Origin of the sequence: Streptomyces sp. NBC_00448 (assembly GCF_036014115.1) — a bacterium.
Lineage (GTDB): Bacteria > Actinomycetota > Actinomycetes > Streptomycetales > Streptomycetaceae > Actinacidiphila.
The window spans coordinates 1,400,248-1,413,394 of the sequence record NZ_CP107913.1 but is presented as its reverse complement, the minus strand read 5'-3'; the positions used below and the strand labels follow the sequence as shown (position 1 = coordinate 1,413,394).

Annotated in this window: 8 protein-coding genes; 4 read left to right on the top strand and 4 right to left on the bottom strand. The window is 73.0% G+C overall.

The features are described from left to right. Nucleotides 1-16: 16 nt before the first annotated feature. The 3 genes from OG370_RS05945 to OG370_RS05935 all read right to left on the bottom strand — a co-directional run bounded on the left by OG370_RS05945 (nt 17) and on the right by OG370_RS05935 (nt 4,557). Nucleotides 17-1,018: an aldo/keto reductase family protein gene (locus tag OG370_RS05945; protein WP_328461333.1), complete on the bottom strand. Its 1,002-nt coding sequence runs from the start codon at nt 1,016-1,018 to the stop codon at nt 17-19. 209 nt (nt 1,019-1,227) lie between these two features. Next, nucleotides 1,228-3,687, bottom strand: a complete 2,460-nt coding sequence (locus OG370_RS05940; RefSeq protein ID WP_328461331.1) for a discoidin domain-containing protein — start codon at nt 3,685-3,687, stop codon at nt 1,228-1,230. A 243-nt stretch (nt 3,688-3,930) separates the two neighbouring features. Next, nucleotides 3,931-4,557 carry a TetR/AcrR family transcriptional regulator gene (locus OG370_RS05935; RefSeq protein WP_328461328.1) on the bottom strand — a complete coding sequence of 209 codons (627 nt, stop codon included), beginning with the start codon at nt 4,555-4,557 and terminating at the stop codon, nt 3,931-3,933. Nucleotides 4,558-4,725: 168 nt separating this feature from the next. On the opposite strand from OG370_RS05935, the gene OG370_RS05930 reads away from it, so the two are divergent. Beyond that, nucleotides 4,726-5,787 carry an aldo/keto reductase gene (locus OG370_RS05930; RefSeq protein WP_328461326.1) on the top strand — a complete coding sequence of 354 codons (1,062 nt, stop codon included), beginning with the start codon at nt 4,726-4,728 and terminating at the stop codon, nt 5,785-5,787. A 71-nt stretch (nt 5,788-5,858) separates the two neighbouring features. On the opposite strand, the gene OG370_RS05925 is transcribed toward OG370_RS05930, so the two are convergent. After that, nucleotides 5,859-6,521, bottom strand: coding sequence for a hypothetical protein (locus OG370_RS05925; RefSeq protein WP_328461324.1), 663 nt, complete (start codon nt 6,519-6,521; stop codon nt 5,859-5,861). A 193-nt stretch (nt 6,522-6,714) separates the two neighbouring features. Here OG370_RS05925 and OG370_RS05920 point away from each other — a divergent pair, with 193 nt between their 5' ends. The 3 genes from OG370_RS05920 (at nt 6,715) to OG370_RS05910 (ending at nt 12,879) form a co-directional block, all read left to right on the top strand. After that, complete coding sequence (locus OG370_RS05920; protein ID WP_328461322.1) at nt 6,715-8,925, top strand: HelD family protein; 2,211 nt, start codon at nt 6,715-6,717, stop codon at nt 8,923-8,925. A 172-nt stretch (nt 8,926-9,097) separates the two neighbouring features. Continuing rightward, nucleotides 9,098-11,971 carry an alpha/beta fold hydrolase gene (locus OG370_RS05915; RefSeq protein WP_328461320.1) on the top strand — a complete coding sequence of 958 codons (2,874 nt, stop codon included), beginning with the start codon at nt 9,098-9,100 and terminating at the stop codon, nt 11,969-11,971. Continuing rightward, nucleotides 11,968-12,879: an ABC transporter permease gene (locus OG370_RS05910; RefSeq protein WP_328461318.1), complete on the top strand. Its 912-nt coding sequence runs from the start codon at nt 11,968-11,970 to the stop codon at nt 12,877-12,879. Before OG370_RS05915 ends, OG370_RS05910 begins: the two co-directional genes overlap by 4 nt. Nucleotides 12,880-13,147 lie beyond the last annotated feature (268 nt).

Genomic DNA, 13,147 nt, shown 5'->3' with positions numbered 1-13,147 from the left:
CGCTCCGCGCTCCGCCTCAGCGGCGCTCGGGCACGTTCTCGTGGACCCGCTTCGGGTCGGTGATCGCGACCGGGGCGAGCACCTCCTCGATCTTCGCCATCAGCTCGGCGTCGAGCTTCACGCCCGCGGCCTTCGCGTTCTCCGCGACCTGCTCGGGGCGGGAGGCGCCGACGATCGCCGCCGAGACGTTCGGGTTCTGGAGTACCCAGGCGACGGCGAGCTGGGCCAGCGACAGGCCCGCCTCGGCGGCCAGCGGCTGGAGCTGCTGCACCCGCTCCAGCAGGTCGTCGTGCATCCAGCGGCTGATCATGTCCGAGCCGCCCTTGCCGTCGGTGGCCCGGGAACCCGCCGGCGGCTGCTGCCCCGGCTTGTACTTCCCGGTCAGCACGCCCTGCGCGATCGGCGAGAACACCACCTGGCCCAGGCCCAGTTCCTCACAGGTGGGCACGACCTCGCCCTCGATGATCCGCCACAGCGCCGAGTACTGCGGCTGGTTGGACACCAGCGGGATGCGCAGCTCGCGGGCGAGCGCGTGGCCGCGCCTGATCTGGTCCGAGGTCCACTCCGAGACGCCGATGTAGTGCGCCTTGCCGGAGTGCACGACGTCCGCGAACGCCTCCATCGTCTCCTCCAGCGGGGTGGAGACGTCGAAGCGGTGCGCCTGGTAGACGTCGACGTGGTCGGTCTGCAGCCGGCGCAGCGAGTTCTCGATGGACTCCGCGATGTGCTTGCGGGAGAGGCCCCGGTCGTTGTGCCCCGGGCCGGTGGGCCAGAAGACCTTGGTGAGGATCTCCAGGCCCTCGCGCCGCTCGCCCTTCAGCGCGCGGCCGAGCACGGACTCGGCGCGGGTCTGCGCGTAGACGTCGGCGGTGTCGAAGGTGGTGATGCCCGCGTCGAGCGCGGCGCGCACGCACGCGGTGGCGGCGTCCTCCTCCACCTGGGAGCCGTGGGTGAGCCAGTTTCCGTAGGCGATCTCGCTGATGAACAGGCCGCTGCGGCCGAGGTGACGATATTCCATGGAACGCGACTCTATGCGCTGCCGAAAGCACGGACGGAGCTGGGCCCTGCCGCCCCCGCGCCGCGGTGACCTGCGGCTGGTGCGCGCGGCGACTCCGGCGTCCTGCGGTCTCACGGTCCCGCGGGCCGGCCGTCTTGCCGTGCTGCGGTCCGGGTGCGGGGCACCCCTCTGGCGAGGGGTGCCCCGATCCGGTCGGAGGCGTACGCCTGTCAGGAGGCGTACGCCTCCAGCTCGGAGAGCTGGCCCGCGGGCCAGCCGGTGTTGGCCGTGAAGGTGAGCCGGAGGTAGCGGGTGGAGGTCGGGCTCAAGGACACCGTAGCGGTGTTCCCGCTGGAAGGGTCGAAGGTGTACCCGGCGGAGGACTTGAGCGTGCTGAAGGTGGAGCCGTCCGTGGAGCCGAGGACGGAGAGGGTTTCGGTGCGGGTGGCCCACGCGGCGGCCGGCGGCAGCTTCAGCACGAGGCGGCCGACGGTCCGGGCGGAGCCGAGGTCGACGGTCAGCGACTGCGGGAAGGCGTTGTTCGTGCTCTCCCAGTACGAGTTGGCGTCGCCGTCCACCGCGTTGGCGGCCGTGTAGACGTCGGAGTGGCCGGTGTCGGTGGCCGGGTGGCCCTTGGCGAGGTTGCCGTCGGCCGGGGGAGTGGTCGGCGGGGTGGTCGGGGGCGTCGCGGGAGGCGTGGTCGGCGGGGTGGTGCCGCCGCTGTCGCCCCCGCTGCCGCCGCCGGTGGGCACGCCGCCGTTGGTCCACACCGGCGCGGGCCAGCCGTTGCACTGCTGACCGCCGTTGTTCCAGCCGGAGTTGCCGCCGCTGTCGTTGAGGACCAGGGCGGTGCCCTCGCAGTTGTAGATCGGCTTGTCCGCCTGCGCGATGTTCTTCGCGGTCACGTTGGTGAAGGTCATGTTCGCCGGGGCCTGGCCCTGGATGGCGAAGGTGCCGGCGCCGTCGATGTTGACGTTCTTGAAGTGGACGCCGGTGACGCCGCCGCCCTCGATCGACTGGATCGCCTCGTAGGAGCTGTCCAGGATGTCGGTGTTGGTGATCTCGATGTCCGCGTCGACGGTGCCCTGGAGGCCGTCGAACCAGATCGCGCCCACCCCGAACTGCCAGTTGTAGTCGCTGTTCCCGGCTCTGATCAGGGTGTTGGAGTCCGCGGTGATGGTGCCGGAGACGCCGTTGGCCGAGCCGCCGTTGACGCCCGGGTAGCGGTTGGCGATGTGCAGGCCGCCGCCGTTGGTGACGGTGTCGGCCATCACGTTGTCCGAGATCGTGAAGTCCTTGCCGCCGTAGGTGACGATGTTGTTCGCCAGCACCGGCAGCACCACCGTGTTGTGGGTGAAGCTGTCGTCCGCGTTGGGCGCCTTCTCCGGCCAGGACGCGAGGCCGTCGTCGCCGGTGTCCCGGACGAAGGTGTTGGTGACGGTCGAATCGGTCACGCCGGAGTGGAAGTTGACGCCGTCGGCCGAGGTGTCCAGGATGCGGCTGTTCTCGATGGTGAGATGGTCCATCGGACCGTCCATCCAGGCGCCGACCTTGACGTGCTGTATCCACAGGTCGTCGATGGTCGAGTTCGACAGGGCGCCGCCGATGCCGTTGACCTGGTCGTCGTCGACCCGCTCGGTGATGTCGCCGATGATGGCGAAGTCCTTCAGGGTGACGTTCTTGCTCGGGCCGCCGGCCTCCTTCGGCCGGATCTCCCCGGTGTAGCCGCCGCCGGCGACGTACTTGCCGTAGAAGCCCGCGGCGCGGTTGCGGTTCACCGGGTCGCGGCCGCCGAAGACCGTGTACCAGGGACCGGCGCCCTCGACCGTCACGCCGTCCACGATGACGTGGTCGTAGAGCGTGTAGTCGCCCTGCGGGATGTACACCGGCTTGCCCTGCGCCTGGCCGGCGTCGACCGCCGCCTGGATCTTCGCAGTGGAGTCGGTGGCGCCGGTGGGGTCGGCGCCGTAGTCGGTGACGGCGTTGATCGAGCCGGAGGGCTGGGCGATCGGCGCGGCCACCTGCTCGAAGTCGGCGAGGTCGATGGTGAACGACGGCGACTGCGCGGTCGAGGTGACCTGCACCCGGATCTCCGTGCCGGCCTGGTAGGTGGTGCCGAACATGGTCCGGGACTCGTCGTAGAAGTGGTGCGCGTTGCCGCCGCCCGGGTCGTTGCTGAACGGGTAGCCGCCGTAGTACCAGCTGTAACGGGACGTCACCGGCAGGGTCTTGACGGACTGGCCGTTCGCCTGCACGTCGAGGGAGGCGTCCCGGCCCTTGCCGTCGGCGGAGTCCGGGATGCTGTAGCGCAGCGACATCGCGTTGGCGGGCTTGGTGAGGGTGAACTCGACGTACTGGCCCACCGCGTCGAGGGTCACGGCCTGCCGGCCGGACGCCTCCGAGGGCAGGTGGGTGTAGAGCCGGTCCGGGCCGATCAGGGCGCCGTTGGTGTTGGCGTACTCCGCCTCGTACTCCGTGAACGGCACGTTCGCGCCGCGGCCGGAGATGCCGACGGGCGAGGGGGCCGGTACGCCGCCGGCGGCGTGCGCGGAGGGGGCGCTCGCCAGGGTCACCGCGGTGAGCGCGGCCGCGGCGGCGACCGCGAAGGAGAGCACGGCGGCGGTGCCGCGCCGTCTGAACCGGTGCTGCCGTGGGGGGTTCTGGTCGTGGCTGCGCGTTTGTTGCGACACAGGCAGGTCCTTGCGGGTCGGGGGTGAGGGGAAGTGGTACACCCGGCCGGGCGTGGAGAGACTACGAGCGCCGCCGCAGTAAGTAAATGAGTTCGTGCAAGATTACGATTTCTTCTCGCAATAACCCGGACATCTGGGCGTCATGTCGGGTATCAGGGCGCGAGAAACCGCGACGGCCACCGGTGGACTCGCGTGCTGCCGCGTGCTGCCTCGCGTCGCGGCGCGGGGGTGGTCGGGGGGCGGTCAGCGCGACTCGGCGCTCCGCACGAAGACGCCCGCGCTGGTGGCGGCCATGGCGGCCGCAGCGGCCCGGTCCGCGGCGGATTCGTCGAGCCGCTCGCCGCCGGTGAGCAGGCGGTAGTAGAGGGGGGCGGACGCCGCGCGGATCACCTCGTGGGTGTCGGTGCCCTCGGGCGCCTCGCCGCGGTCGATGTCCTGCTGGACGCGGGGCGCCCACTCGCCGACGCGGGTGAGGTAGAAGCGCCGCAGGGCCTCGGCGGTCTTCGGCTCGCAGGTGGCGGCCGCGATCGCCGCGCGGAACGGCGCGCCCTGCCGCGGGTCGGCCGGTGTGCGCGGGACGAGTCGGGCGTTGGCCGTCAGGTCGCCGAGCGGCGAGCCGGTCTCGGTGCGCGGCAGCGAATGCTCGGCCATGTCCGTGAGCAGGTCGGCCACCAGGCCGGCCACCGTGCCCCAGCGGCGGTAGACGGTGGTCCGGCCCACCTCGGCGCGGCGCGCGACATCGGCCGGGTCCAGCTGGGAGAAGCCCTGTTCGGCCAGGGCGTCGCCGGCCGCGTCGAGCACGGCGCCGCGCGCGCGTGCCGTCCGCCCGCCTGGTCGGACGCTTCCCGGGTCTGGTCGTTCCACGGTCATAACGGGACTCTGGTTCTATTAATGGCTGCGCCAGTGCTATCGTCGGGATCGTCTTAACGGAACTGGATGACCGTTAGTCGGTGGGCGGCGCGTGTTCGCGGTGCTGTGCGTGCCGTGTGCGGCGCGCGCCGCCGCCCGGTGGACGAGCGAACGATCGAAGGAGCAGTCATGGAATACAGGCGGTTGGGTTCGTCCGGCCTCAAGGTGCCCGCGCTGAGCTTCGGCGCCGGCACGTTCGGCGGGCAGGGCCCGCTCTTCGGCGCCTGGGGCAGCACCGACGCCCGCGAGGCACGCCGTCTGGTGGACATCTGCCTGGACGCCGGGATCACGATGTTCGACACGGCCGACGTCTACTCCGGCGGCGCGTCCGAGGAGGTGCTGGGCGAGGCGATCAAGGGCCGCCGGGACCAGGTGATCGTGTCCACCAAGACCAGCCTGCCCACGGGCGACGGGCCGGGCGACGCGGGTTCCTCCCGGTCGCGGCTGCTCGCCGCGTGCGAGGCCGCCTTGCGCAGGCTCGGCACCGACCGCATCGACCTCTTCCAACTGCACGCCTACGACGCCGGCACGCCGATCGAGGAGGTCCTGGCCACGCTCGACGACCTCGTGCGGGCGGGCAAGGTCCGCTACGTCGGAGTCTCCAACTTCTCCGGGTGGCAGGTGATGAAGTCCCTCGCCGTCGCGGAGAAGTACGGCCGGCCGCGCTATGTCGCGCACCAGGTCTACTACTCCCTCGTCGGGCGCGACTACGAGTGGGAGCTGATGCCGCTCGGGCTCGACCAGGGGATCGGGGCGGTGGTCTGGAGCCCGCTCGGCTGGGGCCGGCTGACCGGCAAGATCCGCCGCGGCCGGCCGCTGCCCGCCGGCAGCCGGCTGCACCAGACCGCCGACTTCGGCCCGCCGGTGGCGGACGAACTCCTCTACCGCGTGGTCGACGTCCTCGACGAGATCGCCGAGGAGACCGGCAAGGCCATCCCGCAGATCGCCCTCAACTGGCTGCTCCAGCGGCCGACCGTCTCCTCCGTCATCATCGGCGCCCGCAACGAGGAGCAGCTCCGGCAGAACCTCGGCGCGGTCGGCTGGGCGCTCACCCCGGACCAGACGGCGAGGCTCGACGCGGCGAGCGCGCGGACGGCGCCGTATCCCTACTTCCCATACCAGCGGCAGGAGGGATTCACCCGCCTCAACCCGCCGGTGGCCGGGCTCGCGGTGGCGCCGCCCGCGGTCTGAAGCGCGCCGGGCGGCCGGGGGCGGGCGGGCGGGGCGGCGGGAAGTAGGTGGGGACGGGCGGGGGTGCGCGGTCAGGTGTGGCGGGGGGAGACGAGCAGGAAGGGCGCGCCGCCGCGGGCGTGGTGCTCGGTCGCCTGCCAGCCGAGCGGGCCGAGCAGCGCGGCGACGCGGGCGAGCGAGGCCGGCCCCGAACCGGCCTCGGACCAGGTCACCTCGACCAGGCCCGGATGATCAGACGGCCCCACCCGGTACCCCGACGGCCGCTCGGCGCGGTGCGGCGGCACCCCCGCCGCCTCCAGGGCCAGCGCCACCGCGTGCACCGGCCGCTCCCGCTCCCAGCCCGCCGGCACCTCCACCGCGCCGTCACCCAGCACCGCGCGGATCTGGAGCAGCCCCTCCCACGCGGCGGCCACCTCGCCGGGCCGCGCCGCGGTCGTACGCACCGTCCCGGACCCGTCGTCGGCGACGAACTGCCCGCGCTCCGGCTCGGTGCGCCCACCCTGCGCCGATTCCTCGGCCGCCTCCCGCGCGACCCGGGCGTCGCGCTCGGCCAGTTCGGCCCGCACCCGCCGGCCCTCCGGCGTCAGGTAGTGCTGCCCGGCCCGCCCGTGGCGCACCGCCAACCCGGCCGCCACCAGTCCCGTGCACACCACGGCTCCGGCGGCCACCCGACCCGTCGACGGGTCGGACCCCGTGACCGCCCTGCGCTGCGCCGCCGTCAACCCCTTGCTCACACCCCCGACCGTATCCCGCGGCACCGACACGGGAGGGACGGCGCGGAAATCCCCGCACCGCAATTGCGGAACGGGGATTTGCTCGCGTATATTGAGGTTTTCTGTGCGCGCATGAGAAAAGCCCCGCATCGGGGGCTGATAGGCACAGCTTAGCCAGTAGGGAGCAGCTTTGTCAACTCGCGAAAGTGTCGAATTGGAGCGGGAACAGGAATTCCTCGACCGGCTCTACGGCCGTGTCGACACGCTGCGCGAGTCCGCCGCGGAGCGGGTCGAGGACGCGTTGGCCCCGGTGGGAAGCGGGCGGCAGGCCCGGGTCGAGCGCGAGGTGCTGGTCGCCGAGCGGTCCGGGCTGCTGGCCGCGCTGAATGCGGTGGACGGTTCGCTCTGCTTCGGCCGTATTGATCTCCGCGACGGCGCCACGCACCATATCGGCCGGCTCGGAATTCGCGCGGACGACGCGGAGCGCACACCCGTTCTGATCGACTGGCGGGCGCCGGTCGCTCGACCGTTCTATCTCGCCACCGGCCATACGCCCATGGGTCTGCGCCGGCGCAGGCATATCAGCACCGAGGGCCGCACGGTGACCGAGCTGCACGACGAGATCCTCGACCTCGACGACCGCGAACGCAGCGGCTTCGAGGACCCGAGCGGTGACACCGTGCTGCTCGCCGCGCTCAGTTCCGCCCGCACCGGCCGGATGGGCGACATCGTGCAAACCATCCAGGCGGAACAGGACCGCGTCATTCGCGCTCCGCACCGCGGGGTCCTGGTCGTCGAGGGCGGCCCCGGCACCGGCAAGACGGCGGTCGCGCTGCACCGTGCGGCCTACCTGCTGTACGAGCACCGGGAACTGCTGGCCAAGCGCGCGGTCCTGGTGGTGGGGCCCAATCCGGCGTTCCTGCGCTACATCGGCGAGGTGCTGCCGGCCCTCGGCGAGACCGGGGTCATGCTCGCCACGCAGGCCGAGCTCTACCCCGGTGTGGACGCCCGCGGCACCGACACCCCCCGCGCGGCGGCCGTCAAGGGCGGTGCGGGGATGGCCGAGGCCCTCGCCCTCGCCGTACGCGACCGGCAGCAGATGCCCGAGCCCGGAGCACCCATGGTCATCCGGCACGACGACGGCGACCTGGTGCTGGACTGGGAGATCGCCTACGAAGCCCGTCAGGCGGCCCGCGAGACCCGCCTGCCGCACAACCTCGCCCGCCCGTACTTCGCGTTCCACGTCATCGACGCCCTCACCGCGCAACTCGCCGAGCGCATCGGCGCGGACCCGTACGGCGGCCCCAACTTCCTCGGTCCTGCCGACATCGCCCAGCTCGGCAAGGGCGTCGCCGCGAGCGAGGAGGTGCAGGCCGCCGTGGCGGAGCTGTGGCCGGCGCTCACCCCCGAGGCGTTCCTCGCCGACTACCTGGCCGAGCCGGTGTACCTGGCGGACGAGGACGCCGAGGCCGTCCGCCGCGCTCCCGGCGACCGGGAGTGGACCCCGGCCGACGTGCCGCTCCTGGACGAGGCGGCCGAACTGCTCGGGACCGACGACAGTGCCGAGCGGGCCGCGGCGGAGGCCGAGCGCCGGCGGCGGGTCGACTACGCGCAGGGTGTGCTGGAGCTGTCCCGGGCGTCGGAGACCTACGAGTTCGAGGACGGCGAGTCCGAGGTGCTGGCCGCCCACGACATCGTCGACGCCGATCGGATGGCCGCGCGGCAGGAGGAGATCGACCACAGGAGCGCGGCCGAGCGGGCCGCCGCCGACCGGACCTGGGCCTTCGGGCACATCATCGTCGACGAGGCGCAGGAACTCTCCCCGATGGCATGGCGGTTGCTGATGCGCCGGTCGCCGACCCGCTCGCTGACCCTGGTCGGCGATCCGGTGCAGACCTCGGAAGAGGCGGGTGTCGGATCGTGGCAGAAGATCCTGGAGCCGTATGTCGGTGACCGGTTCGCGCATGTACGGCTGGGGGTCAACTACCGCACGCCCGCGGAGATCATGGAGCTGGCCGCGCGGGTGGTACGGGCCCAGGACCCGTCGTTCGAGCCGCCCGGGTCGGTGCGGTCCACCGGTGAGCGGCCGTGGACGCGGGAGTCCGGTGCGGATCTGGCGGGCGCGGTGGCGCGGGCTGTCGCCGAGTTCACGCCCGAGGAGGGGCGGCTCGCGGTGATCGCCCCGCGTGCGCTGCACGAGGAGATCGCGGCCCGGCTCGACGGGGTCGAGGCAGGCGGGGAACCCGACCTCGCCCGGTCCGTGGTGCTGCTCGGCCCGCGCGAGGCGAAGGGGCTCGAGTTCGACCACGTCCTGGTCGTGGAGCCCGGACGGTTCGGGACCAGTGACCTCTACGTCGCGCTGACCCGTGCGACGCAGCGGCTGGGCATCGTGCACCGGGAGGCACTTCCCGAGTCGCTGCGCTGACGGCTGAGCTGATCGCCGAGCCGATCGCCGAGCTGACGGCCGCGCCCTGACGGCCGCGCTGATCCGGGCGTGCGGGTGGCGGGCGGGCGCGGCGACCGGCGGTTTCCTGGGAATCTCCGGTGAGCGGACCGGCGGTCACGGAGCCCGGCGCCTCCCCGCCTAGGATCAGGGGATGGATCTACGGTGGCCGCGCGGGCGGAAGTGGTTCGCGGCGGTGGGGGCGTTCGCCGTCGTCGCGGTGGGCGGCATCGTCACGGGTACGGCGACGGCCGGCGGCGCGAGCGGGTCGGTGCACCGTACGGACGCGATGCTGACCGGCGCCGGGGGAGTGCGGCTGGACACCTCGTACTTCACCGACGGCGGCACCCGGCGCCGGCCCGCGGTGCTGCTCGCGCACGGCTTTGGCGGCACCAAGGACGACGTGCGCGGCCAGGCCGAGGCGCTGGCGAAGCACGGCTACGCGGTGCTGACCTGGTCCGCGCGCGGCTTCGGCGACTCCGGCGGCCGGATCGGACTCAACGCGAAGGACGGCGAGGTCGCCGACGTCGGCCGGCTCGTCGACTGGCTCGCCACCCGCCCCGACGTGCAGCTCGACGCTCCCGGCGACCCCCGGGTCGGCGTCTCCGGCATCTCCTACGGCGGCGCGGTCTCGCTGCTCGCGGCGGGCGACGATCCGCGGATCGACGCGATCGCGCCCCGCGAGACGTACTGGGACTTCGCGGACGCGCTGCTGCCCGACGGCGTGTACAAGAAGATGTGGAGCGGCATCCTCTTCTCCGGCGGCACCCCGGCGGGCACCGGCGCCACGACCGGTCAGGTGTCGCCCCCCACCGGCGACGGGTCCGGGTCGTCCCCCACCGGCGGCGGGTCCGGGTCGGCTCCCGCCACCGGGGGCGCGTCCGGGTCGGCCCCGGCCGCCTCGGACGCCCCTGCAGCGTCCACCGGCTCCACGCCTGCCAACTCCACGTCCACCACCGGCTCCGCGCCCGCTGCCGGCGCCGCCCCGCCCGACGGCGCCTCGGCCGACCCGGTCTGCGGCCGGTTCGAGCCGTCGATCTGCGACCTCTACAAGCGGGTCGCCACGAGCGGTCAGGCCACTGCCGCGGACCGCGCGCAACTCGCCGCGCTGAGCCCGGCCACGGTCAGCAACCGGATCAAGGTGCCCACGCTGATCGTGCAGGGCGAGACCGACTCGCTGTTCACGCTCTCCCAGTCCGACGCCATGGCCAAGGCGATCAAGGCGAACGGCGCCCCGGTGTCCGTCGACTGGATCGCGGGCGGCCACGACGGCGGCAACACCGAGGACTCCCGGGTGAACGGCCGGGTCACCGCGTGGTTCGACCGCTACCTCAAGGGCGACAAGGGCGTCAGTACCGGCCCCTCCTTCCGCGTCACCCGCACCGGCGGCCTGAACGCGACCGACGGCAGCGTGGTGCTGCGCGGCGCGAGCGCGGACCGCTACCCGGGCCTGGCCGGCACCGCCGCCCGGCGCGTACCGCTGACCGGCTCGCCGCAGCAGATCACCAACCCGGCCGGCGGCTCGCCGCCCGCGATCTCCTCGGTGCCGGGATCGGGCGCGATCTCCCAACTCGCCCAGCTGGGGCAGAGCGTGGCCGTCGACTTCCCGGGCCAGTCGGCCCGCTTCGTGTCCGCGCCCCTGCGCCACGCCACCACCCTCACCGGCGCCCCGACCGTCACCGTCAAGGTGTCCACCACCGCTCCCGAGGCCGTGCTGTTCGCGAAGCTCTACGACGTCGGCCCGAACGGCAAGCAGGTCCTGCCGGCCGGCCTGGCCACGCCGGTACGGGTGACCGGGTCGCCGTCGGGCCGCACCGTACGGGTCGAACTCCCCGCAGTCGACCACGAGTTCGCGGCCGGGCACCGGCTGGCCGTGGTGCTGTCCAGTACCGACCTCGGCTATGCGACGCCCGCCGCGCCCGCGACCTACACCGTCGCGCTGGCCGGCTCCGCCGTCACGGTCCCCACCGACAGCGCGCTGGGCGCCGACGCGAACGCGCTGCCGTGGTGGACCTGGGTGCTGCCGCCGGCCGCGGTGCTGGTCGCGGTGGCGCTGCTGGTCACCGGCCGCCGCCGGGTCCGCCCCCGCCCCGCCGACCCGGCGCTGGCCGCGGTCCCGTTGCGAATCAGCGGGCTGAGCAAGCGGTACGCGAAGTCCGCGGACCGTTACGCGGTAAGGGAGTTGACCTTCCAGGTCGAGCCCGGTCAGGTGCTCGGCCTGCTCGGGCCGAACGGCGCGGGGAAGACCACCACGTTGCGGATGCTGATGGGCCTGATCCGGCCGGACGAGGGCGAGATCAGGGTGTTCGGGGAGGCGGTGCGGCCGGGCGCGCCGGTGCTCTCCCGGGTCGGCGCCTTCGTGGAGGGCGCCGGATTCCTGCCGCATCTGACCGGCCGTCAGAACCTCGACCTGTACTGGCAGGCGACCGGCCGCCCGGCCGAAGACGCCCATCTCGCCGAGGCGTTGCAGATCGCCGGGCTCGGCGACGCGCTCAAGCGCGCGGTGCGGACGTACTCCCAGGGCATGCGGCAGCGGCTGGCGATCGCGCAGGCCATGCTCGGGCTGCCGGACCTGCTGATCCTGGACGAACCCACCAACGGCCTCGATCCGCCGCAGATCCGCGAGATGCGCGAGGTGATGATCCGCTATGCCGCCACCGGCCGGACCGTCATCGTCTCCAGCCACCTGCTGGCGGAGGTCGAGCAGACCTGTACGCATCTGGTGGTCATGGACCGCGGGCGGCTGATCACGTCCGGCCCGGTGGCGGAGATCGTCGGCTCGACCGACACCGTACTGGTCGGCGTGGCGGGCGAATTGGCGCCGGACCTGGTGGACAAGGCGGCCGCCCTGCCCGCGGTGGCCACCGCCGTGCCGGCCGAGGGCGGGCTGCTCGTCGTCATCGCGGACGGCTCGACGGCGGTCGAGCTGGTGGCCGAACTGGTCGGGCTCGGCGTGCCGGTGGCGCAGGTCGGCCCGCACCGCCGCCTGGAGGACGCCTTCCTGACCCTGATCGGAGGTTCGGCATGAGCACCGCGCCCGCCGCACCCGTGCCCGACCTGCCGGAGCCGCCGGACGACCCCGCGGTCTCCGGGGCCGTCACCGCGCCCGGTTACCGACCCGGCCGTACGCTGCGGCTGCGGGTGGAGACCCGCCGGCAGTTGCGCAGGCGCCGCACGCTGGTGGTCGGCGCCCTGCTCGCTTTGCTGCCGTTCGTGCTGATGGCCGCGTTCGCGATCGGCGGCACCCCGAGCGACGGCGCCAACGGTCCCACGCTGATCGACACGGCCACCTCCTCCGGCGCCAACTTCGCGGCGACCTGCCTGTTCGTGTCGGCGGGCTTCGTACTGGTGGTGCCGGTCGCGCTGTTCTGCGGTGACACGGTCGCGTCGGAGGCGGGCTGGTCGAGCCTGCGCTACCTGCTGGCCGCGCCCGTGCCGCGAGCCCGGCTGCTCGTGGTCAAGCTCACCGTCGCGCTCGGCTTCAGCGCGGTCGCGCTGGTCCTGCTGCCGCTGGTGGCGCTCGTGGCGGGCACGGTGGCCTACGGCTGGGGCGACCTCGAACTCCCCACCGGGGGCGCGGTGCCGGCCGGCAGCGCCGTCGCGCGGCTGGCGATCGCGGTCGGGTACATCTTCGTCAGCCAGCTGGTCACGGCGGCGCTGGCGTTCTGGCTGTCCACGGTCACCGACGCGCCGTTGGGCGCGGTGGGCGGCGCGGTCGGCCTGACCATCGTCGGCAACGTGCTGGACGCGGTGACCGCGCTGCACCGGTGGCGCGACATCCTGCCCGCGCACTGGCAGTTCGCATGGCTCGACGCGATGCAGCCGGCCACCGAGTGGACCGGCGTGATCGAGGGCACCTCGGTCTCGGTGTCGTACGCGGTGGTGCTCACCGCGTTGGCGTTCCGCGGGTTCCGTACGAAGGACATCGTGTCCTGACGGTGCCCCTGCGGGGCGGCTCCGTCGCGGAGTCCGTGGTGAGTCGGTGGCCGCGATCGGGCGGCGCATCGGCGTTGGTGGCGGCTGGGCGGTCGCCGCCCGCGCGCTGCTGCACGCTCCCGGCCGCGCACTCCTGTGACGGCTGCGCAGTAGTGAGTCTGACGTTGCGTCGGGTCGGCATGACATGGTCATGGCGTCGTAAAATTATCGGCCGTTCGGGTAAAACGACGGATGGCCAACGGCGAACTCCCTTGTCCTGGGCATGATC

Coding starts and splice junctions, on each gene's coding strand:
- OG370_RS05945 (WP_328461333.1), bottom strand. CDS start 1,018: ATGGAATATCGTCACCTCGGCCGCAGCGGCCTGTTCATCAGCGAGATC.
- OG370_RS05935 (WP_328461328.1), bottom strand. CDS start 4,557: ATGACCGTGGAACGACCAGACCCGGGAAGCGTCCGACCAGGCGGGCGG.
- OG370_RS05930 (WP_328461326.1), top strand. CDS start 4,726: ATGGAATACAGGCGGTTGGGTTCGTCCGGCCTCAAGGTGCCCGCGCTG.
- OG370_RS05915 (WP_328461320.1), top strand. CDS start 9,098: ATGGATCTACGGTGGCCGCGCGGGCGGAAGTGGTTCGCGGCGGTGGGG.
- OG370_RS05910 (WP_328461318.1), top strand. CDS start 11,968: ATGAGCACCGCGCCCGCCGCACCCGTGCCCGACCTGCCGGAGCCGCCG.